Consider the following 25274-nt stretch of genomic DNA (forward strand, 5'->3'; position numbering starts at 1 on the left):
ATGGCAAGCTCCGAAGACAAGCTCCGCGACTACCTCAAGAAGGTCACCGCAGACCTGCGTCGCACCCGTCAGCGGCTGGAGTCTGTCGAGGCCGGCCAGAGCGAGCCGATCGCCGTCATCGGCATGGCCTGCCGCTTCCCCGGCGGCGTCCGCTCCCCGGAAGACCTCTGGCGGCTGGTGGCCGACGGAACCGACGCCGTCGGCCCGCTGCCCGAGGACCGCGGCTGGGACCTCGCCTCCCTCTACGACCCCGACCCCGGCACCCCCGGCAAGAGCTACGTCCGCGAGGGCGGCTTCCTCGACGGCGCCGCCGACTTCGACGCCGACCTCTTCGGCATCGCCCCCCGCGAAGCCCTCGCCATGGACCCCCAGCAGCGGCTCCTGCTGGAAACCGCCTGGGAGGCCGTGGAACGCGCCCGGATCAGCCCCGCCTCCCTCCGCGCCACCGACACCGGCGTCTTCGTCGGCGGCGCCGACACCAACTACGGCTCCCTCGCCCGCACCACCGAGGAGACCGAGGGCCACAACCTCACCGGCGGCGCGATGAGCGTGCTGTCCGGCCGCATCTCCTACACCCTCGGCCTGGAGGGCCCGGCCGTCACCGTCGACACCGCCTGCTCCTCCTCCCTCGTCGCCCTCCACCTCGCCACCCGCGCCCTGCGTGCCGGCGAGTGCTCCCTCGCCCTCACCGGCGGCGTCGCCATGATGCCGACCACCGAACTCTTCACCGAGTTCTCCCGGCAGCGGGGCCTCGCCCCCGACGGCCGCTGCAAGCCCTTCGCCGAAGCCGCCGACGGCACCGCCTGGGGCGAGGGCGTCGGCGTCCTCCTCGTCGAGCGCCTCTCCGACGCCCGCCGCAACGGCCACCGGGTCCTCGCCGTCATCCGCGGCACGGCCGTCAACCAGGACGGCGCCAGCAGCCGACTCACCGCCCCCAACGGTCCCTCCCAGCGCCGCGTCATCGAGGCGGCCCTCGCCGACGCCCGCCTCACCCCCGACCAGATCGACGCCGTCGAGGCGCACGGCACCGGCACCACCCTCGGTGACCCCATCGAGGCGCAGGCCCTCCTCGCCACCTACGGCCGAAACCGGCCCGCCGACCGGCCGCTGCACCTCGGCGCCGTCAAGTCGAACATCGGCCACGCACAGGCCGCAGCCGGTGTCGCGGGCGTCATCAAGATGGTCATGGCCATGCGCCACGGTGTGCTGCCCGCGATCCTGCACGTCGACACGCCCACTCCCCACGTCGACTGGACCACCGGCGCCGTCGAACTCCTCACCGAGGCCACCGACTGGCCCGCCGCCGACCACCCTCGCCGCGCCGGCGTCTCCTCCTTCGGCATCAGCGGTACCAACGCCCACGTCCTGCTGGAACAGGCACCCCTCCCCGAGGAAGAGGAAGCGGAGACCCCCGATGGCACGGGTACGCAGGCCCCGGCCGTCGACCCCGCCGTGACCCCCTGGCTGCTGTCCGCCCGCTCCGAGGCCGCACTGCGCGCCCAGGCCGAACGCCTCGTCGCCCACGTCGAGGCTTCGGCCGCCCGCCCCCGGCACGCTGACATCGCCCTGTCCCTCGCGGTCGGCCGCGCCCCGCTCCCGCACCGCGCGGTGGTCCTCGCCACCGACCCCCGGGCCACCGCCCAGGCCCTCACCGCCCTCGCCGCCGCCGAACCCCACCCCGCCGTCGAGGAGGGCACCGCCCAGGGCGGCTCCACCGCCTTCCTGTTCTCGGGTCAGGGTTCGCAGCGGCTCGGTACGGGCCGGGAGTTGTACGGGCGTTTCCCGGTGTTCGCGGAGGCGTTCGACGCGGTGTGTGCCGGTCTGGACGGGCATCTGGAGCGGCCGTTGCGTGAGGTCGTGTGGGGTGACGACGAGGACCCGCTGAACGGGACGGCGTATGCCCAGGCCGGGTTGTTCGCGGTCGAGGTGGCGTTGTTCCGGTTGGTGGAGTCGTGGGGGGTGCGGCCGGAGTTCGTGGCCGGTCATTCGATCGGTGAGGTGGCGGCCGCGCATGTCGCCGGTGTCTTCTCGCTCGCGGATGCGTGTGCGTTGGTGGCCGCGCGTGGCCGCCTGATGCAGGCGTTGCCGGCCGGTGGTGCGATGGTGGCGGTCGAGGCGACGGAGGCGGAGGTCCTCCCGTACCTGACCGACGAGGTGTCGGTGGCGGCCGTGAACGGGCCGTCGTCGGTGGTGGTGTCGGGTGTCGAGGCCGCGGTGGAGGCGGTGGCGGAGGTGTTCCGCGGGCTGGGGCGTCGCACGTCCCGGTTGCGGGTGTCGCACGCCTTCCACTCGCCGCTGATGGAACCCATGCTGGACGAGTTCCGGGCGGTCGCCGAGGGACTCACCTACGCCGAGCCGGGGTTGCCCGTCGTCTCCAACGTGAGCGGCGCCCTGGCGGAGCCCGGCCAGATGGCCTCGGCCGCGTACTGGGTGACCCATGTCCGTGCGGCCGTGCGCTTCGACGACGGGATCCGCGCGCTGGCCGGGCAGGGCGTCACCCGCTTCCTGGAGCTGGGTCCGGACGGTGTGCTCAGCGGCATGGCGCGCGCGAGCGCCGGCGACGACGCTGTGCTCGTCGCGATGCTGCGCAAGGACCGCGACGAGGAGACCACGGCCCTCACCGCTCTCGCCCGGCTGGCGGCACACGGCCTGACGGTGGACTGGACCGCGTACCTCGCCGGAACCGGAGCCCGCCTCACCGACCTGCCGACATACGCCTTCCAGCATCAGCGCTACTGGCCCACGCCCGACGCGTCCTCCGGGGACGTCGAGTCCGCCGGCCTGCGCACCGCGGACCACCCCCTGATCGGCGCGGCCGTCGAACTCTCCGACTCCGACGGTCTCCTCCTCACCACGCGGCTCTCCCTGCACACCCACCCCTGGCTGGGCGAACACGTCGTGATGGGCAACGTACTGCTGCCCGGCACCGCGTTCGTCGAACTCGCCGTACGGGCCGGCGACGAGGTGGACTGCGACCGCGTCGAGGAACTCACCCTGGCCGCCCCCCTCGTCCTCCCCGAGCGGGGCGGCGTCCAACTGCACCTCCAGGTCGGCCCGGCCGACTCCGCCGGCCGCCGGAGCCTCACCGCCCGTTCCCGGCCCGAGGGCGCGGACGACCTGCCGTGGACCGAGCACGCCACGGGCATCCTCGCCCCGGGGACGGCTCCCGCCTCCGACACCACCACCTCCGACGCCACGGTCTTCGACACCGCCGCCTGGCCGCCCGCCGACGCCGAGCCCATCGACCTGACGGGCATCTACGAGCGCATGGCCGAGGGCGGATACGAGTACGGCCCCCTCTTCCAGGGGCTGCGCGCCGCCTGGCGGCAGGGCGACGACGTGTACGCCGAGGTCGCGCTCCCCGAATCCGCGGCGCGCGACGCCGCAGGCTTCGGACTGCACCCGGCGCTGCTCGACGCGTCCGTGCAGATCTCCGCCCTCGGTGGACTCGCGCGGGGCGTCGTCCCGTTCTCCTGGGAAGGCGTGACGCTGCACGCCACCGGCGCCCGGGCCCTCCGCGTCCGCCTGACCCGTACCGGCGACGAGTCCGCCACCGTAGCCGTGGCCGACCCCGCCGGCGCACCGGTCGCCACCGTCGAGAACCTGCTGCTGCGCGCCGTCGCCTCCGACGGCGCCGTCGACACCACGACGCGGGACGCCCTGTTCCACCTCGCCTGGACGCCCGTCGCCGCCCCAGCGCCGGACGGTGGTGCCGAGGACGCCCCTTCCACGGCCGTCCTCGGGACCACCGACGACCACCTTGCCGCCCTGCCCGGCCCTCGTCATGCCGACATCGACGCGCTGGTGCACCACGGTGCGCTGCCGGCGACGGTGTTCGCCGTCGTAGCGCCGACCGCTGAACAGGGGACCGGTGTCGTCGACTCCGTGCACGAAGCAGCCGCCTGGGCGTTGGAGTCGGTGCGGTCGTGGGTGGCGGAGGAGCGGTGTGCGGGCTCGCGTCTGGTGTTCGTCACGCGTGGTGTCGTAGCGGGTGAGGACCTGGCCGGGTCTGCGGTGTGGGGTCTGGTGAGGTCGGCGGTCTCGGAGCATCCGGGGCGGTTCGGTCTGTTGGATGTCGAGCCGGGTGCGGTGCTGTCGGCCGAGTCGCTGAAGGTGGCGTTGGCCGTGGGTGAGGCCGAGGCCGAGGTGGCGGTGCGTGGTGGTGAGGTGTTGGTGCCTCGTCTGGCGCGGGTGGTGTCCGGGTCCGGCGCGGATGATTCCGGCTGGGGTGTGGCCGGGGTTGAGGGCACGGTTTTGGTGACGGGTGGTACGGGTGGTCTGGGGCGTGTGGTGGCCCGTCATCTGGTGGCCGAGCATGGTGTGCGGGACCTGTTGTTGGTGAGTCGTCGTGGTGCGGCCGGCGAGGGTGCGGATGCTTTGGTGGCCGAGCTGTCCGGGCTGGGTGCCCGGGTGGTGGTGGAGGCCTGTGATGTGGCTGACGCTGCCGCGGTGGCGGATCTGGTGGGCCGGTATCCGGTGCGGGCCGTGGTGCATGCGGCGGGTGTCCTGGACGACGGTGTGGTGGAGTCGCTGACGGGTGAGCGGCTTGCGGGTGTGCTGCGTCCCAAGGTCGACGCGGCCTGGCACCTGCACGAGGCGACCAAGCACCTCGACCTCACCGCCTTCGTGCTCTTCTCCTCCATGTCGGGCATCCTCGGCGGCCCGGGACAGGCCAACTACGCGGCGGGCAACACGTTCCTGGACGCCCTGGCCCGGCACCGCCGCTCGCTCGGCCTGCCGGCCGCGTCCCTGCCCTGGGGCCCGTGGACCCAGGACACCGGCATGATCGGCACCCTCTCCGACACCGACGTACGGCGCATCGCACGCGCCGGCATGCCGGAACTCACCCCCGAGCAGGGCGCCGCCCTCTTCGACGCCGCACTCGCCACCGGCGAACCCGTCGTCATGCCCGTGCGCCTCGACCTGCCCGCCCTGCGTGAACAGGGCGACATCCACCCCATGCTCCGTGGCCTGGTCCGGGTGCGGGCGCGGCGGTCGGTTGCGGGTGGTTCGGTGGCGGCGGTCGGTCTGGTGCAGCGGTTGGAGGGGCTGGGCCGGGACGAGCGGCGTGAGGTGCTGCTGGATCTGGTGCGGGCGCAGATTGCTCTGGTGCTGGGGCACGCGGGTGCGCGGACGGTGGATCCGGGGCGTGCCTTCCAGGACTTGGGCTTCGATTCGCTGACGGCGGTGGAGCTGCGGAACAAGCTGGGCAAGGTGACGGGGCTGCGGTTGCCGGCGACGGTGGTGTTCGACTACCCGACGGCGAACGCGCTGGTGGGTTGTCTGCTGGACGAGCTGTTCGGTGTGGTGGAGCCGGCCTCGGTGGTGCCGGTGGGCTCGTTGCCGTCGGTGGCGGACGATCCGGTGGTGATCGTGGGGATGGCGTGCCGTTATCCGGGTGGGGTGTCGTCGCCGGAGGATCTGTGGCGGCTGGTGTCCGAGGGCGCGGACGCGGTGTCCGACTTCCCCGTCAACCGTGGCTGGGACGCCGACGTCCTCTACAACCCCGACCGCGAGGCCTCGGGCACCAGCTACACCAAGTCCGGTGGCTTCCTGCACGACGCGGGCGCGTTCGACGCCGACTTCTTCGGGATGAGTCCGCGGGAGGCGGTGGCGACGGACGCGCAGCAGCGGTTGCTGCTGGAGGCGACGTGGGAGGCGATCGAGCGGGCCGGGATGGACCCGGTGTCGCTGCGGGGCAGCCAGACCGGCGTCTTCGCCGGCGTCATGTACAACGACTACGGCAACATGCTCGCCGACGAGCAGTACGAAGGCTTCCGCAGCAACGGCAGCGCCCCGAGCATCGCCTCCGGCCGGGTGTCCTACACGTTCGGGTTCGAGGGTCCGGCGGTGACGGTGGACACGGCGTGTTCGTCGTCGTTGGTGGCGTTGCACTGGGCGGCGCAGGCGTTGCGTTCCGGTGAGTGCTCGTTGGCGGTTGCCGGTGGTGTGACGGTGATGTCGACGCCGACGACGTTCGTGGAGTTCTCGCGGCAGGGGGGTTTGTCGGCGGACGGCCGGTGCCGTTCGTTCGCGGATGCGGCCGATGGGGTGGGTTGGTCCGAGGGTGTCGGTGTGCTGGTGCTGGAGCGGTTGTCGGATGCGCGGCGCAACGGTCATCGGGTGCTGGCGGTGGTGCGGGGCAGTGCGGTGAACCAGGATGGTGCGTCGAATGGTCTGACGGCGCCGAATGGTCCTTCGCAGCAGCGGGTGATCCGGCAGGCGTTGGCCAGTGGTGGTCTGTCGGCCGGTGATGTGGATGTGGTGGAGGCGCACGGTACGGGTACGACGCTGGGTGACCCGATCGAGGCGCAGGCGTTGATCGCCGCTTATGGGCAGGACCGGCCGGGGGACCGGCCGTTGTGGCTCGGCTCCATCAAGTCGAACCTGGGGCATACGCAGGCGGCTGCGGGTGTGGCCGGTGTGATCAAGATGGTGATGGCGATGCGGCATGGTGTGCTGCCGCGGACGCTGCACGTGGACGCCCCGTCCTCGCATGTGGACTGGTCGGCGGGTGCGGTGGAGCTGCTGACCGAGCCGGTGCCGTGGTCGGACGAGGAAGGTCCGCGTCGGGCGGGTGTGTCCTCCTTCGGTATCAGCGGCACCAACGCCCACGTCGTTCTCGAACAACCCGAATCCGAGCCCGTGACGGACGAGGGCGCTGAGACCGGAGGACTCGCCTCCCTCGCGCCCGGAGCGGTGCCGTGGATCCTCTCCGGCAAGACCGAGGCCGCCCTGCACGCCCAGGCCGCACGCCTCCTGGCCCGCGTCGAAGCGGCCCCGGACCTGCGTGCCGTGGACCTCGGCTGCTCCCTGGCCACGCAGCGCTCCGTCTTCGACCACCGCGCCGTGGTACTCGCGAACGACCGTGACTCCGCCGTGCGCGGCCTGGCCGCGGTGTGCGTGGGGGAGAGCGACCCTGCTGCGATCGTCGGCGCGACCGAACCGGGCTCCACCGCCTTCCTGTTCTCGGGTCAGGGTTCGCAGCGGCTCGGTATGGGCCGGGAGTTGTACGGGCGTTTCCCGGTGTTCGCGGAGGCGTTCGACGCGGTGTGTGCCGGTCTGAACGGGCACCTGGAGCGGCCGTTGCGTGAGGTCGTGTGGGGTGAGGATAAGGAGGTTCTGGATCGGACGGCGTATGCCCAGGCCGGGTTGTTCGCGGTCGAGGTGGCGTTGTTCCGGTTGGTGGAGTCGTGGGGAGTGCGGCCGGAGTTCGTGGCCGGTCATTCGATCGGTGAGGTGGCGGCGGCTCATGTGGCGGGGGTGTTCTCGCTCGCGGACGCGTGTGTGTTGGTGGCTGCGCGTGGCCGCCTGATGCAGGCGTTGCCGGCCGGTGGTGCGATGGTGGCGGTCGAGGCGACGGAGGCGGAGGTCCTGCCGCATCTGACCGACGAGGTGTCGGTCGCGGCGGTGAACGGGCCGTCGTCGGTGGTGGTGTCGGGTGTCGAGGCCGCGGTGGAGGCGGTGGCGGAGGTGTTCCGTGGGCTGGGGCGTCGCACGTCCCGGCTGCGGGTGTCGCACGCCTTCCACTCGCCGCTGATGGAACCCATGCTGGACGAGTTCCGGGCGGTCGTCGAGGGGCTGTCGTACGCGGCGCCTCGGATGCCTGTGGTGTCGAACGTGTCGGGCGCGGTGGCCGATGACGAGCAGTTGGCTTCGCCCGCCTACTGGGTGAGCCATGTGCGTGAGGCCGTGCGTTTCGACGACGGTGTCCGGGCTCTGGTGGACCAGGGAGTGACCAGGTTCCTGGAGCTGGGCCCCGACGGTGTGCTGAGCGCTGTGGCGCGTGAGAGCGCCGGAGACGACGCGCTCCTGGTACCCCTGTTGCGCGAGGACCGCGACGAAGTGGCCGTCGCCCTCGCGGCACTGGCCCGGTTGTACGTCCGTGGCCAGCACGCCGACTGGGCCGCCGTGCTCGACGGCACCGGTGCCCGCACGGTGGACCTGCCGACATACGCCTTCCAGCACGAGTACTTCTGGCCCGTCGCGTCGGTCACCGGAGCCGGTGACATCCGCCTGGCCGGCCTCGGCGCCCCTGGGCACCCGCTGTTGGGCGCGGCCGTCGAACTGGCCGGCACGGACGGCAGGGTCCTCACCGGCCGGCTGTCGCTGCGGTCCCATCCGTGGCTGGCCGACCACGCGGTGCGGGGTTCGGTCCTGGTGCCGGGGACGGCCCTGCTGGAGCTGGCGATCCGGGCCGGCGACGAGGTCGGCTGCGACACGGTCGAGGAACTGACCCTGTCGGCTCCGCTGCTCGTACCCGACCAGGGCGGTACCCACATCCAGGTCACCGTCGGAGAACCCGACGAGACCGGACGCCGCAGCGTCGCCGTCCACTCGCGGCACGACGGGCACGACGGGCAGGGTGAGGACGACGACCACGGCCCCTGGACCCTGCACGCGGAAGGCACGCTGTCCGACGACGCGACCGTCGGGCGCCCCGGCTTCGACGCGACCGTGTGGCCCCCGAAGAACGCCCAGCCGGTCGACGTCACCGACTGCTACGAGTCGCTGGCCGAAGCCGGCCTCCGCTACGGCCCGGTGTTCCAGGGCCTACGGGCCGCCTGGCGCCGGGGCGACGAGGTCTTCGCCGAGGTCACCCTGAACGACGACGTCGACGGTGGCACCTTCGGCCTGCACCCGGCGCTCTTCGACGCCGCCCTGCACGCCTCCTTCGCCTTCGGTGAGGGCGACGGGCCGGAGGGCGTGCCCTTCGCCTGGGAAGGGGTGCGTCTGCACGCGGCCGGTGCGTCGGCACTGCGCGCCCGGCTCACCCGGGTGGGCGGGGACGCCCTGGCCGTCGAGTTGGCCGACCCGGCCGGCGAACCGGTCGCCTCGGTGGAATCCCTTGTCGTACGGCCCGTCACCGAGGCCGGTGGGGCGGGGAGCGGTACGCAACCCCTCTACTTCGTGGACTGGGTCCCGGCCAGGGCTCGCGGTACTGCTCCCTCCCCGGCCCCGTGCGCACTGCTGGGCGGCGACCGCCTCAGCGTGTTCCCCACCGGTTCGGACGGGCTGATCACCGTTGCCGACCTGGAAGCACTGGCCGAGCACGAAGTGCCCGGGACGGTGTTCGTCTCCGTGCCGGACTCGCCCGAGGTCGTCGAAGCCGCGCAGGCGACGACCGCGTGGGCCCTCGAGCTGGTCAAGAAGTGGCTGGCGGACGACCGCTTCGCGGCGGGCCGTCTGGTGTTCGTGGTCGCCGCCTCCGACAGCGCCGAGCACCTGGCGGCCGGGCCCGTCCGGGGCCTGGTGCGTTCCGCACGGCTGGAGCATCCGGGGCGGTTCGGTCTGTTGGATGTCGAGCCGGGTGTGGTGCTGTCGGCCGAGTCGCTGAAGGTGGCGTTGGCCGTGGGTGAGGCCGAGGCCGAGGTGGCGGTGCGTGGTGGTGAGGTGTCGGTGCCTCGTCTGGCGCGGGTGCCTTCGGAGCCGGGCGGCGATGGGGCGCCTGCCTGGGATGTGGCCGGGGTTGACGGCACGGTTTTGGTGACGGGTGGTACGGGTGGCCTGGGTCGTGTGGTGGCCCGTCATCTGGTGGCCGAGCGTGGCGTGCGCGATTTGCTGTTGGTGAGTCGTCGTGGTGCGGCTGCCGAGGGCGTGGACGGTCTGGTCGCGGAGTTGACCGGGTTGGGTGCGCGGGTGGCGGTAGAGGCTTGCGACCTTGCCGAGCCCGGGGCGGTCGACGGGTTGTTGGCCGGGATCGCGCCGGAGCGTCCGCTGCGGGCCGTGGTGCATGCGGCGGGTGTGCTGGACGACGGTGTGGTGGAGTCGCTGTCGGGTGAGCGGCTTGCGGGTGTGCTGCGTCCCAAGGTCGACGCGGCCTGGCACCTGCACGAGGCGACCAGGGAGTTGGATCTCGCGGCGTTCGTGGTGTTCTCGTCGGTGGCGGGTACGTTCGGCAGTGCGGGTCAGGCGGGTTACGCGGCCGGCAACTCGTTCCTCGACGCTCTGGTGCGGCATCGTCGTGGGCTCGGTCTGCCGGGGGTCTCGCTGGTGTGGGGTCCGTGGTCGCAGGACGCCGGCATGACGGAAGCGTTGTCGGAGACCGACCACCGGCGCATCGCCCGCGCCGGCATGCCGCCCATGAGCCCCGAACTCGGCACCCGGCTCATGGACGCCGCCCTGGCCGGTGAAGAGAGCGTCGTCCTGCCCGTGCGCCTCGACCTCGCCGCCCTTCGTGGCGAGGAAGAGGTGCCGGCTCTCCTGCGGGGCCTGGTCCGGGTGCGGGCGCGGCGGTCGGTTGCGGGTGGTTCGGTGGCGGCGGTCGGTCTGGTGCAGCGGTTGGAGGGGCTGGGCCGGGACGAGCGGCGTGAGGTGCTGCTGGATCTGGTGCGGGCGCAGATTGCTCTGGTGCTGGGGCACGCGGGTGCGCGGACGGTGGATCCGGGGCGTGCCTTCCAGGACTTGGGCTTCGATTCGCTGACGGCGGTGGAGCTGCGGAACAAGCTGGGCAAGGTGACGGGGCTGCGGTTGCCGGCGACGGTGGTGTTCGACTACCCGACGGCGAACGCGCTGGTGGGTTGTCTGCTGGACGAGCTGTTCGGTGTGGTGGAGCCGGCCTCGGTGGTGCCGGTGGGCTCGTTGCCGTCGGTGGCGGACGATCCGGTGGTGATCGTGGGGATGGCGTGCCGTTATCCGGGTGGGGTGTCGTCGCCGGAGGATCTGTGGCGGCTGGTGTCCGAGGGTGCGGACGCGGTGTCGGAGTTCCCGTCGGACCGTGGGTGGGACGTGGAGTCCTTGTACAGCGCGGACCGGGGGGTGCCGGGGACGTCGTACACGCGGTCGGGTGGTTTCCTGCACGACGCGGGTGACTTCGATCCGGACTTCTTCGGGATGAGTCCGCGGGAGGCGGTGGCGACGGACGCGCAGCAGCGGTTGCTGCTGGAGGCGACGTGGGAGGCGATCGAGCGGACCGGGATGGACCCGGTCTCCCTGCGGGGCAGCCAGACCGGCGTCTTCGCCGGCGTCATGTACCACGACTACGCCAACCTGCTGACCGGTCCCGAGTTCGAGGGCTACCAGGGAAGCGGCAGCGCCGGCAGCGTGGCTTCGGGCCGGGTGTCCTACACGTTCGGGTTCGAGGGTCCGGCGGTGACGGTGGACACGGCGTGTTCGTCGTCGTTGGTGGCGTTGCACTGGGCGGCGCAGGCGTTGCGTTCCGGTGAGTGCTCGTTGGCGGTTGCCGGTGGTGTGACGGTGATGTCGACGCCGACGACGTTCGTGGAGTTCTCGCGGCAGGGGGGTTTGTCGGCGGACGGCCGGTGCCGTTCGTTCGCGGATGCGGCCGATGGGGTGGGTTGGTCCGAGGGTGTCGGTGTGCTGGTGCTGGAGCGGTTGTCGGATGCGCGGCGCAACGGTCATCGGGTGCTGGCGGTGGTGCGGGGCAGTGCGGTGAACCAGGATGGTGCGTCGAATGGTCTGACGGCGCCGAATGGTCCTTCGCAGCAGCGGGTGATCCGGCAGGCGTTGGCCAGTGGTGGTCTGTCGGCCGGTGATGTGGATGTGGTGGAGGCGCACGGTACGGGTACGACGCTGGGTGACCCGATCGAGGCGCAGGCGTTGATCGCCGCTTATGGGCAGGACCGGCCGGAGGAGAGGCCGTTGTGGCTGGGTTCGGTGAAGTCGAACCTGGGGCATACGCAGGCGGCTGCGGGTGTGGCCGGTGTGATCAAGATGGTGATGGCGATGCGGCATGGTGTGCTGCCGCGGACGCTGCACGTGGACGCCCCGTCCTCGCATGTGGACTGGTCGGCGGGTGCGGTGGAGCTGCTGACCGAGCCGGTGCCGTGGTCGCAGGAGGAAGGTCCGCGTCGGGCGGGTGTGTCCTCCTTCGGCATCAGCGGCACCAACGCCCACGTCATCCTCGAACAGCCGGAAGCCGAAGTCACGCCGACAGGAGACGGTGCCGAAGCCGTCGGACCGGATGCCGTCGGACCGGATGCCGTCGTGCCGTGGGTGCTCTCCGGCAGGACCGGGGCCGCGCTGCGGGCGCAGGCCGAGCGACTGCGGGAGTACACGGAAGAAAGCGGTGCGCGGGGCAGTGCGGTGGACCTCGGGTTCTCGCTGGCCACGCGGCGCTCGGTGTTCGATCACCGTGCGGTGGTGCTGGCGAAGGACAAGTCGGCTGCCCTGGAGGCGCTCGCGGCGGGCGTCCCGGACGCGGGCGTCGTGGAAGGACTGGCCGGCACGGGCCGTACGGCCTTCCTGTTCTCCGGCCAGGGTTCGCAGCGGCTTGGTATGGGCCGGGAGTTGTACGGGCGTTTCCCGGTGTTCGCGGAGGCGTTCGACGCGGTGTGTGCCGGTCTGGACGGGCATCTGGAGCGGCCGTTGCGTGAGGTCGTGTGGGGTGACGACGAGGACCTGCTGAACGGGACGGCGTATGCCCAGGCCGGGTTGTTCGCGGTCGAGGTGGCGTTGTTCCGGTTGGTGGAGTCGTGGCGGGTGCGGCCGGAGTTCGTGGCCGGTCATTCGATCGGTGAGGTGGCGGCGGCGCATGTGGCGGGGGTGTTCTCGCTCGCGGACGCGTGTGTGTTGGTGGCCGCGCGTGGCCGCCTGATGCAGGCGTTGCCGGCCGGTGGTGCGATGGTGGCGGTCGAGGCGACTGAGGCGGAGGTCCTGCCGCATCTGACCGACGAGGTGTCGGTCGCGGCGGTGAACGGGCCGTCGTCGGTGGTGGTGTCGGGTGTCGAGGCCGCGGTGGAGGCGGTGGCGGAGGCGTTCCGTGGGCTGGGGCGTCGCACGTCCCGGCTGCGGGTGTCGCACGCCTTCCACTCGCCGCTGATGGAACCCATGCTCGACGAGTTCCTCGCGGTGGTGGACGACCTCTCCTACGGCGACCCGACCCTGCCCGTCGTCTCCAATGTGACCGGCCGGATCGCCGAGCCCGGTGACCTCACCACGCCGGCCTACTGGGTCACGCATGTCCGTGCGGCCGTACGGTTCGACGACGGCATCCGCGCGCTGGTGGAGCAGGGTGTGACGCGCTTCGTGGAAGTGGGCCCCGACGGTGTGCTGAGCGGCATGGCGCGCGAGAGCGCCGGAGACGACGCGCTCCTGGTACCCCTGCTGCGCAAGGACCGCCAGGAGGAGTCGGCGGCACTGACCGCCCTGGGCCATCTGCACGTCGCCGGGGCCGGGGTGGACTGGGCCGCGTACTTCGCCGGCACCGGTGCCCGCACGGTGGACCTGCCGACCTATGCCTTCCAGCGGCAGCGCTACTGGCCGGCGGGTGCGCCGACCACGGCCGGAGACGTGCGGTTCGCGGGGCTGGGCGCGGCCGGGCACCCGATGCTCGGCGCCGCCGTCCAACTGGCCGGCGACGAGGGCCCCGACGGGGTGGTGTTCACGGGCCGGCTGTCGCTGCGGACCCATCCGTGGCTGGCCGACCACGTGGTGCGGGGCTCGGTCCTGGTGCCGGGGACGGCCCTGCTGGAGCTGGCGATCCGGGCCGGCGACGAGGTCGGCTGCGACACGGTCGAGGAACTGACCCTGTCGGCTCCGCTGGTCGTACCCGACCACGGTGGCACCCACATCCAGGTGCGCGTCGGGATGCCGGACGCGGACGGCCGCTGCGCGGTGAGCGTGCACGCGCGGGCCGAGGACGACGCCCAGGCCCCCTGGACCGTCCACGCCACCGGCATCCTGACCCCTGCCCCTGCCCCAGCCGCGAACGCGACGCCGTCCGGCTTCGACCCGTCCGTGTGGCCCCCGAAGGACGCCCGCCCCGTCGATGTGAGCGACTGCTACGAGCGGCTGGCCGACGCGGGGTTCTCCTACGGACCGGCCTTCCGCGGCTTGCGCGCCGCCTGGCGCCGGGGCGAAGAACTGTATGCCGAGCTGGTCCTCGACGAAGGGACGGACGGCAGCGGCTTCGGTCTGCACCCGGCACTGTTCGACGCCGTCCTGCACGCCTTCGCGCTCGACGACGACGGCCACGGCGGAGTGCCGTTCTCCTGGAGCGGCGTTTCGCTGCACGCCTCCGGTGCCTCCGCTCTGCGGGCACGGCTGCTCCGGGACGCCGACGGCACCATGTCCGTCGAACTGGCCGACCCGGCCGGCGCTCCTGTCGCGTCGGTGACATCCCTGATCGTGCGTCCCCTCGCGGCCGGACAGCTCGTTTCACCCGCTCGAGATGCCCTGTACCAAGTGGACTGGGTGCCGGCCCGGGGAACAACGGACCCGACCCTCTCCTCGGCCCCGGCGACGGTACTGGGCGAGGACCCCGCCGACCCGCTCACCGAAGCGGACGGCATGGTCGCCGTGCCCACACTGGAGGAACTGACGGCCGCTGAGGTGCCGAGCACGGTGATCGTCAACGTCCTCGGCACCGCGGACGGTGTCGTCGACTCCGTGCACGAAGCAGCCGCCTGGGCGTTGGAGTCGGTGCGGTCGTGGGTGGCGGAGGAGCGGTGTGCGGGCTCGCGTCTGGTGTTCGTCACGCGTGGTGTCGTAGCGGGTGAGGACCTGGCCGGGTCTGCGGTGTGGGGTCTGGTGAGGTCGGCGGTCTCGGAGCATCCGGGGCGGTTCGGTCTGTTGGATGTCGAGCCGGGTGTGGTGCTGTCGGCCGAGTTGCTGAAGGTGGCGTTGGCCGTGGGTGAGGCCGAGGCCGAGGTGGCGGTGCGTGGTGGTGAGGTGTTGGTGCCTCGTCTGGCGCGGGTGGTGTCCGGGTCCGGCGCGGATGATTCCGGCTGGGGTGTGGCCGGGGCTGAGGGCACGGTTTTGGTGACGGGTGGTACGGGTGGTCTGGGTCGTGTGGTGGCCCGTCATCTGGTGGCCGAGCACGGTGTGCGGGACCTGTTGTTGGTGAGTCGTCGTGGTGCGGCCGGCGAGGGTGCGGATGCTTTGGTGGCCGAGCTGTCCGGGCTGGGTGCCCGGGTGGTGGTGGAGGCCTGTGATGTGGCTGACGCTGCCGCGGTGGCGGATCTGGTGGGCCGGTATCCGGTGCGGGCCGTGGTGCATGCGGCGGGTGTCCTGGACGACGGTGTGGTGGAGTCGCTGACGGTTGAGCGGCTTGCGGGTGTGCTGCGTCCGAAGGTGGACGGGGCGTGGCACCTGCACGAGGCGACCAGGGAGTTGGATCTCGCGGCGTTCGTGGTGTTCTCGTCGGTGGCGGGTACGTTCGGCAGTGCGGGGCAGGCGGGTTACGCGGCCGGCAACTCGTTCCTCGACGCTCTGGTGCGGCATCGTCGTGGGCTCGGTCTGCCGGGGGTCTCGCTGGTGTGGGGTCCGTGGTCGCAGGACGCGGGCATGACGCAGGCCCTGTCGGAGACCGACCGCCGGCGCATCGCCCGTTCGGGCCTGCCCCCGGTGACGGCTGAGCAGGGCGTCGCTCTCTTCGACGCGGCGATGGCCACGGACGCGCCGGTCGTGCTGCCCGTGCGCCTCGACTTCCCGGCGTTGCGAGCCCAAGGAGAGCTCCCGCCGCTGTTCAGCGGACTGATCCGCACCCACGCGCGCCGTACGGCGGCCACCGGCTCAGCCGAGACCTCCGGACTGGCCCAGCGGTTGTCCGTGCTCGGCGAGACCGAGCGCCGCGAGACGATGCTGGACCTCGTGCGCGGCCACATCGCACTCGTCCTCGGCCACTCGGGCGCGCAGACGGTACGCCCGGACCGCGCCTTCCAGGACCTGGGCTTCGACTCACTGACAGCAGTCGAACTGCGCAACCGGCTCGGCAAGGCGACCGGACTGCGGCTGCCCGCCACGGTGGTCTTCGACTACCCGACCGCCGAACTGCTCGCCGCCCACCTCCTGGACACCGTGCTCGGCACCGTCCCCGATGTCGTCGTGCCGGTGGCCTCGTTGCCGTCGGTGGCGGACGATCCGGTGGTGATCGTGGGGATGGCGTGCCGTTATCCGGGTGGGGTGTCGTCGCCGGAGGATCTGTGGCGGCTGGTGTCCGAGGGTGCGGACGCGGTGTCGGAGTTCCCGTCGGACCGTGGGTGGGACGTGGAGTCCTTGTACAGCGCGGACCGGGGGGTGCCGGGGACGTCGTACACGCGGTCGGGTGGTTTCCTGCACGATGCGGGTGACTTCGATCCGGACTTCTTCGGGATGAGTCCGCGGGAGGCGGTGGCGACGGACGCGCAGCAGCGGTTGCTGCTGGAGGCGACGTGGGAGGCGATCGAGCGGACCGGGATGGACCCGGTCTCCCTGCGGGGCAGCCAGACCGGCGTCTTCGCCGGCGTCATGTACAACGACTACGGCAGCATCCTCGCCGACGAGCAGTACGAGGGATACCGCGGCAACGGCAGCGCCGGCAGCATCGCCTCGGGCCGGGTGTCCTACACGTTCGGATTCGAGGGTCCGGCGGTGACGGTGGACACGGCGTGCTCGTCGTCCCTCGTCGCCCTGCACTGGGCGGCCCAGGCGCTGCGCTCCGGGGAGTGCTCTCTCGCCGTGGCCGGTGGTGTCACCGTCATGGCCACTCCCACCGCGTTCGTCGAGTTCTCCCGCCAGGGAGCCCTCTCCGCCGACGGCCGCTGCAAGGCGTTCTCCGACTCGACCGATGGGGTGGGTTGGTCCGAGGGTGTCGGTGTGCTGGTGCTGGAGCGGTTGTCGGATGCGCGGCGCAACGGTCATCGGGTGCTGGCGGTGGTGCGGGGCAGTGCGGTGAACCAGGATGGTGCGTCGAATGGTCTGACGGCGCCGAATGGTCCTTCGCAGCAGCGGGTGATCCGGCAGGCGTTGGCCAGTGGTGGTCTGTCGGCCGGTGATGTGGATGTGGTGGAGGCGCACGGTACGGGTACGACGCTGGGTGACCCGATCGAGGCGCAGGCGTTGATCGCCGCTTATGGGCAGGACCGGCCGGAGGAGAGGCCGTTGTGGCTGGGTTCGGTGAAGTCGAACCTGGGGCATACGCAGGCGGCTGCGGGTGTGGCCGGTGTGATCAAGATGGTGATGGCGATGCGGCATGGTGTGCTGCCGCGGACGCTGCACGTGGACGCCCCGTCCTCGCATGTGGACTGGTCGGCGGGTGCGGTGGAGCTGCTGACCGAGCCGGTGCCGTGGTCGGACGAGGAAGGTCCGCGTCGGGCGGGTGTGTCCTCCTTCGGCATCAGCGGCACCAACGCCCACGTCATCCTCGAACAGCCGGAAGCCGAAGTCACGCCGACAGGAGACGGTGCCGAAGCCGTCGGACCGGATGCCGTCGGACCGGATGCCGTCGTGCCGTGGGTGCTCTCCGGCAGGACCGGGGCCGCGCTGCGGGCGCAGGCCGAGCGACTGCGGGAGTACACGGAAGAAAGCGGTGCGCGGGGCAGTGCGGTGGACCTCGGGTTCTCGCTGGCCACGCGGCGCTCGGTGTTCGATCACCGTGCGGTGGTGCTGGCGAAGGACAAGTCGGCTGCCCTGGAGGCGCTCGCGGCGGGCGTCCCGGACGCGGGCGTCGTGGAAGGACTGGCCGGCACGGGCCGTACGGCCTTCCTGTTCTCCGGCCAGGGTTCGCAGCGGCTTGGTATGGGTCGTGAACTGCACGCTCGTTTCCCGGTGTTCGCGGAGGCGTTCGACGCGGTGTGTGCGGGCTTGGACGAGCACCTGGAGCGGCCGTTGCGTGAGGTCGTGTGGGGTGACGACGAGGCCGTGCTGAACGGGACGGTGTATGCCCAGGCGGCCTTGTTCGCCCTGGAGGTTGCGCTGTACCGGCTTCTCGACGCCTGGGGTCTGCGGCCGGAGTTCGTGGCCGGTCATTCGATCGGTGAGGTGGCGGCCGCGCATGTCGCCGGTGTCTTCTCGCTCGCGGACGCGTGTGTGTTGGTGGCTGCGCGTGGCCGCCTGATGCAGGCGTTGCCGGCCGGTGGTGCGATGGTGGCGGTCGAGGCGACGGAGGCGGAGGTCCTGCCGCATCTGACCGACGAGGTGTCGGTCGCGGCGGTGAACGGGCCGTCGTCGGTGGTGGTGTCGGGTGTCGAGGCCGCGGTGGAGGCGGTGGCGGAGGTGTTCCGTGGGCTGGGGCGTCGCACGTCCCGGCTGCGGGTGTCCCATGCCTTCCACTCGCCGCTGATGGAACCCATGCTGGATGAGTTCCGGGCGGTCGTCGAGGGGCTGTCGTACGCGGCGCCTTGGATGCCTGTGGTGTCGAACGTGTCGGGCGCGGTGGCCGATGACGAGCAGTTGGCTTCGCCCGCCTACTGGGTGAGCCATGTGCGTGAGGCCGTGCGTTTCGACGACGGTGTCCGGGCTCTGGTGGACCAGGGAGTGACCAGGTTCCTGGAGCTGGGCCCCGACGGTGTGCTGAGCGCTGTGGCGCGTGAGAGCGCCGGAGACGACGCGCTCCTGGTACCCGTGCTGCGCAAGGACCGCCAGGAGGAGTCGGCGGCACTGACCGCGCTGGCCCGCCTGCATGTCACCGGTGTCCGGGTGAACTGGGCCGCATGCTTCGCCGGCACCGGTGCCCGGACGGTGGACCTGCCGACGTACGCCTTCCAGCGGCAGCGCTACTGGCCGGAGACCAGCGCCGCCGCCACCGCGCTGGATGCCCGTGCCGCCGGTGTCGACGCGTCCCGGCACCCGCTGCTGGGTGCGGTGGTGAGACTGCCGGACTCGGGTGGTGTGGTGCTGACGGGCCGGTTGTCGGTGGAGGCGCAGCCGTGGCTGGCCGACCACGTGGTCCTCGGCCGCACCCTGCTGCCTGGTACGGGCCTGGTGGAACTCGCCCTGTCGGCGGGCGAGGCCGCGGGCTGCGCGACACTCGAGGAACTGACGCTGGCCGCGCCGTTGGTGCTGCCCGAGCAGGGTGGCGTCCAGGTCCGCGTGGTGGCCGGCCCCCAGGATGACCTCCATCGCACGGTCGCCGTCTACTCGCGCCCCGAGGGTGCCGACGACGCCCCGTGGACCATGCATGCTTCGGGGTTCCTGGTGGAGGGTGTGGTGCCGGCGGAGTTCGATCTGGTGCAGTGGCCTCCGGTGGGTGCCGAGGTGGTGCCGGTGGAGGGTGCGTACGAGGTCTTCCGTGAGCGTGGGTACGGGTACGGGCCGGTGTTCCGGGGGCTTCGGGCTGCGTGGCGGCGGGGTGAGGAACTGTTCGCCGAGGTGGCGTTGGAGCGGGAGTCGGTGGGTGAGGCCGGTGGGTTCGGTCTGCACCCGGCGTTGCTGGACGCGTCGATGCATGCGGCGATCCTGAACGACGGTGGGGGCGAGACGGTGATTCCGTTCGCCTGGAACGGTGTGCGGCTGCACGCGGCCGGTGCCGCCGCCATCCGCGTCCGCATCGGCAAGTTGGACGGCCGTGCCGTGTCCCTGTCGGTGGCCGACACGACCGGCGCTCCCGTGATGTCCGTCGCGTCCATGGCCGGGCGGCCGGTGTCGGTCGGCCAACTGGGCGCGTCCGCCCAGGAGTCCGGCGCGCTGTACGGGATCGAATGGATGCCCGCGCTGTCCGCTGCTTCCTCCGAGGCGTGGGTGTCGTGGGAGGACGTGGCCGGGGGCGGTGAGGTGCCGTCGACGGTGGTGCTGGACTGTGGTGCATCCGGTGTGGCTGGTGCATCCGATGTGGCTGGTGTGGCTGGTGGTGATGTGCCGGTGGGTGTGCGGTCGGTGCTGCATCGGGTGTTGGGTGTGGTGCAGGCGTGGTTGGCGGGGGAGCGGTTTGCCGGTTCGCGTCTGGTGGTGGTGACGCGGGGTGCGGTCGCGGTGGGTGATGCCGCGGGTGATGTGGTGCAGGCTCCGGTGTGGGGTCTGGTGCGTGCCGCGCTGGCGGAGAACCCGGGCCGTTTCGCCCTGGTCGACGTGGGGGGTGGGACGGAGGCTGCGGAGCTGGACGCTGCGGTGGCGGCCGTTGTCGCGGGGGAGTCGGAGGTCGCGGTGCGGGAGGGTGCGGTTCTCGTGCCCCGTCTGGTCCGGTTGCCGTCTTTCGGCCCGGAGACCGCGGATGGTGTCGAAGGGGCGGTGCCCGCGCTGGATGGTCCGGGTGCGGTGCTGATCACGGGCGGCACCGGTGGTCTGGGTGCGGTGGTCGCCCGGTATCTGGTGGCGGAGCGTGGGGTGCGGGACCTGGTCCTGACCTCCCGGCGGGGCCCCGACGCCCACGGCGCTGCCGAACTCGCCGACGAACTCGCCGCGCTCGGTGCCCGGGTGGACATCCTGGCGTGTGACGTGTCGGACCGTGACGCCGTCGGCTCGCTCGTGACGTCGTTGGTGGCGGGGCGTGGTCTGCTGGCGGTGGTGCATGCGGCTGGTGTGGGGGACAACGGTCTGGTGGGTGCGTTGTCGCCGGAGCGGGTGGATGGTGTGCTGGGGCCGAAGGCGGATGGTGCGTGGTGGCTGCACGAGGCGACGCGGGGGCTGGATCTGGCGGCGTTCGTGTTGTTCTCGTCGGCGGGTGGTCTGGTGCTGACGGCGGGGCAGGGCAATTACGCGGCGGCGAATGTGTTCCTGGACGCGTTGGCGGTGCGTCGGCGGGCGGAGGGTCTGCCGGCGACGTCGATGGCGTTCGGTTTCTGGGATGTGGGTGCGGGGCTGGGGCGGTTCCTGGGTGAGGTGGACCGGCGGCGGATGGCGTCGCAGGGTCTGCCGGTGCTCTCCGGTGAGGCGGGGCTGGCGTTGTTCGCGGCCGGTCTGGACCGTGCGGAGGCGACGGTCGTGCCGCTGCGGGTCGACACCGGGGCCCTGCGCACCCGGACCGACGACGTCCCCGCCCTCCTCCGCGCCCTCGTACCCGAGACACGACGTCAGGCGGCGTCCGCCACCGACGTCGGCGCGGTGGGCGGTCTCGCGGACCGGCTGGCCGGCCTGACCGCCGGTGAACGGCACCGTACGGTCCTCCAACTGGTCCGGGCGCAGGTGGCGTCGGTGCTGGGGCACGGTTCGGCCGAGGCCATCGCACCGGACCGGGCCTTCCAGGAGCTGGGCTTCGACTCGCTGGCCGCGACCGAACTGCGCAACCAGCTCAACACCCTCACCGGCCTCCGGCTCCCCGCCACCCTCGTCTTCGACCACCCCAACGCCCTCGCCGTCACCGAACACATCGAGGCGAGGCTCGCGGGCCCGTCGCTCCGGGCCACGGACGCGGCGCGAACGGCCACCGGCACCAAGCCCGTGGACGACGAGCCGATCGCGATCGTCGGCATGGCCTGCCGGTACCCGGGCGGGGTCACCTCCCCCGAGGACCTGTGGCGGCTGGTCGCCGACGGCGTCGACACCGTCTCCGACCTGCCCGGTGATCGCGGCTGGGACATCGAGGGACTCTACGACCCCGAGCCGGGCAAGGAGGGCAAGAGCTACACCCGCAGGGGCAGCTTCCTCCACGACGCGGCCCAGTTCGACCCCGGGTTCTTCGGCATCTCGCCGCGCGAGGCCCTGTACATGGACCCGCAGCAGCGACTGCTCCTGGAGACCTCCTGGGAGGCGCTGGAGCGCGCGGGCATCGACCCCACCTCGCTCAAGGGCAGCCGCACGGGCGTCTTCGCCGGCGTGATGTACCACGACTACGCCCTCAACGTGTCGCCCTCCGGCACCGCGGGCGGCAGCGTGGTGTCCGGCCGGCTGTCGTACACCTACGGCTGGGAGGGCCCGGCCGTCACCGTCGACACGGCCTGCTCCTCCTCCCTCGTGGCGCTGCACCTCGCGGTCCAGGCCCTGCGGTCGGGCGAGTGCTCACTCGCCGTGGCCGGCGGCGCGACGGTCATGTCGACTCCCGGCATGTTCGTCGAGTTCAGCCGGCAGCGCGGTCTCTCCGCGGACGGCCGGTGCAAGGCGTTCGCGGGCGCGGCCGACGGCGTCGGCTGGTCCGAGGGCGTCGGCGTCCTCCTCGTCGAGCGGCTCTCCGACGCCGTACGCAATGGGCACCGCGTCCTCGCCGTCGTCCGGGGCACCGCCGTCAACCAGGACGGCGCGTCCAACGGCTTCACGGCCCCCAACGGACCCTCGCAGCAGCGTGTCATCCGTCAGGCGCTGGAGACCGCCGGGGTCGCCGCCGCCGAGGTCGACGTCGTCGAGGCACACGGCACCGGCACGACCCTGGGCGACCCCATCGAGGCACAGGCCCTGCTGGCCACCTACGGTCAGGACCGGCCCGCCGACCGGCCGCTGCTCCTCGGTTCCATCAAATCGAACATCGGCCACGCACAGGCCGCAGCCGGTGTCGCCGGTGTCATCAAGATGGTGATGGCCATGGAGCACGGCACCGTGCCGCGCACCCTGCACGTCGACCGGCCCTCGCCCCACGTCGACTGGTCCGAGGGCAACGCGGAACTGGTCGTCGAGGAACGCCCCTGGCCGACCGGCGCCCACCCGCGCCGCGCGAGCGTCTCGGCGTTCGGGCTCAGCGGCACCAACGCGCACGTCGTCCTGGAACAGGGCCCCACTCCCGTACCGGGCGCCTCCGAGCCGCGCCCGGCGCACGACGCAGGCGAAGGTGAGGGCGAGGGCACGCCCCGGGCAGCCGCACTGCCGTGGATGCTGTCCGCCGCGACCCCCGAGGCGCTGCGCGCCCAGGCGGGGCGGCTCCTCGACCATCTGACCGACCGCCCGGAGCAGCACCCCCTCGACACCGCCTACGCACTGGCCACGTCCCGCACCGCGCTGCAGTCCCGCGCGGTCGTACTCGGCACCGGCCGCGACGAGCTGCTCGCCGGGCTGACCGCCCTGTCCCGCGGCACGTCCGCACCCTCGGTCCTGGAGGGCACCGCCCGCGACGACGGCTCACTCGCCCTCCTGTTCTCCGGCCAGGGGTCGCAGCGGCTCGGTATGGGTCGTGAACTGCACGCTCGTTTCCCGGTGTTCGCGGAGGCGTTCGACGCGGTGTGTGCGGGCTTGGACGAGCACCTGGAGCGGCCGTTGCGTGCGGTCGTGTGGGGTGACGACGAGGACGTGCTGAACGGGACGGTGTATGCCCAGGCGGCCTTGTTCGCCCTGGAGGTCGCGCTGTACCGGCTTCTCGACGCCTGGGGTGTGCGGCCGGACTACGTGGCCGGTCATTCGATCGGTGAGGTGGCGGCGGCGCATGTGGCGGGGGTGTTCTCGCTCGCGGACGCGTGTGTGTTGGTGGCCGCGCGTGGCCGCCTGATGCAGGCGTTGCCGGCCGGTGGTGCGATGGTGGCGGTCGAGGCGACGGAGGCGGAGGTCCTCCCGCATCTGACCGACGAGGTGTCGGTGGCGGCCGTGAACGGGCCGTCGTCGGTGGTGGTGTCGGGTGTCGAGGCCGTGGTGGAGGCGGTGGCGGAGGTGTTCCGCGGGCGGGGGCGTCGCACGTCCCGGCTGCGGGTGTCCCATGCCTTCCACTCGCCGCTGATGGAACCCATGCTCGACGAGTTCCAAAAGACCCTGCGGAACCTGTCCTACGCCGAACCTCGACTGCCCCTCGTTTCCAACGTGACCGGCCGCATCGCCGCCCCCGGCGAACTCACCACGCCCGACTACTGGGTGACCCATGTCCGTGAGGCCGTGCGCTTCGCCGACGGGATCCTTGCCCTGCGCACCGCCGGAGTCGGCCGCTGCGTCGAGCTCGGTCCCGAGGCGGTCCTGACCGGCATGGCACGCGCCTGCCTGGACGACGGCGACGACAGCGACCTCCTGCTGGTGGCGGTCGCCCGCAAGGGCCGGGCCGAGGCCGACGCCCTCCTCGCCGCCCTCGGACGGCTGCACAGTGAGGGCACGACCGTCGACTGGGCCGCGTACTTCGCCGGCACCGGTGCCCGGACGGTGGACCTGCCGACGTACGCCTTCCAGCGGCAGCGCTACTGGCTGCACGCCACGGACGGCGCCGGCACCGTCCCGGCCGGGGCCGGACTGGACGCGTCCGACCATCCGTTGCTCAGTGCGGTGGTGGCACTGCCGGACTCGGGTGGTGTGGTGCTGACGGGCCGGTTGTCGGTGGAGGCGCAGCCGTGGCTGGCCGACCACGTGGTCCTCGGCCGCACCCTGCTGCCGGGCGCAGTGCTGGTCGAACTGGCCCTGTCCGCAGGAGAGTCGGTCGGCTGCGCGACGCTGGAGGAACTGACCCTGGCCGGACCACTGGTCCTGCCCGGGCGAGGCGGCGTCCAGGTCCGCGTGGTGGCCGGCCCGGCGACCGCCGGCCGCCGCACGGTCGCCGTCTACTCCCGTCCGGAGGACACCGGACAGGACTGGACCATGCATGCTTCGGGGTTCCTGGTGGAGGGTGTGGTGCCGGCGGAGTTCGATCTGGTGCAGTGGCCTCCGGTGGGTGCCGAGGTGGTGCCGGTGGAGGGTGCGTACGAGGTCTTCCGTGAGCGTGGGTACGGGTACGGGCCGGTGTTCCGGGGGCTTCGGGCTGCGTGGCGGCGGGGTGAGGAACTGTTCGCCGAGGTGGCGTTGGAGCGGGAGTCGGTGGGTGAGGCCGGTGGGTTCGGTCTGCACCCGGCGTTGCTGGACGCGTCGATGCATGCGGCGATCCTGAACGACGGTGGGGGCGAGACGGTGATTCCGTTCGCCTGGAACGGTGTGCGGCTGCACGCGGCCGGTGCCGCCGCCATCCGCGTCCGCGTCGACACCGCACCCGACGGCGGCATGCGCCTGGCGGTGGCCGACGTGACGGGTGCGCCGGTGATGTCCGTCGCGTCCATGATGGGACGTCCGGTGGCGGCCGGCCAGCTCGGCGCCGCACCGGGGGATTCCGGTGCGCTGTACGGCATTGAGTGGGTCCCGGGAACCGCCGGCGACACTTCCCCTGCCGCTTGGGTGTCGTGGGAGGACGTGGCCGGGGGCGGTGAGGTGCCGTCGACGGTGGTGCTGGACTGTGGTGCATCTGGTGTGGCTGGTGCATCCGATGTGGCTGGTGTGGCTGGTGGTGATGTGCCGGTGGGTGTGCGGTCGGTGCTGCATCGGGTGTTGGGTGTGGTGCAGGCGTGGCTGGCGGGGGAGCGGTTTGCCGGTTCGCGTCTGGTGGTGGTGACGCGGGGTGCGGTCGCGGTGGGTGATGCCGCGGGTGATGTGGTGCAGGCTCCGGTGTGGGGTCTGGTGCGTGCCGCGCTGGCGGAGAACCCGGGCCGTTTCGCCCTGGTCGACGTGGAGGGTGGGACGGACGCTGCGGAGCTGGACGCTGCGGTGGCGGCCGTGGTCGCGGGGGAGTCGGAGGTCGCGGTGCGGGAGGGTGCGGTTCTCGTGCCCCGTCTGGTCCGGTTGCCGTCTTTCGGCCCGGAGACCGCGGATGGTGTCGAAGGGGCGGTGCCCGCGCTGGATGGTCCGGGTGCGGTGCTGATCACGGGCGGCACCGGTGGTCTGGGTGCGGTGGTCGCCCGGTATCTGGTGGCCGAGCGTGGGGTGCGGGACCTGGTCCTGACCTCCCGGCGGGGCCCCGACGCCCCCGGCGCTGCCGAACT

The 25274-nt window shown here is 72.2% G+C and carries 1 protein-coding gene (running past one end of the window); it reads left to right on the forward strand.

Annotated elements, in window-relative coordinates:
* Positions 1-25274: the 5' portion of a type I polyketide synthase gene (locus B1H29_RS34805; RefSeq protein WP_079160631.1), read on the forward strand. 7018 nt of this gene lie beyond the right edge of the window; 25274 of the gene's 32292 nt are visible here — the first part of the coding sequence; the start codon lies at positions 1-3; its stop codon lies beyond the right edge, outside the window.

The organism is Streptomyces pactum (genome assembly GCF_002005225.1).
GTDB lineage: Bacteria > Actinomycetota > Actinomycetes > Streptomycetales > Streptomycetaceae > Streptomyces > Streptomyces pactum_A.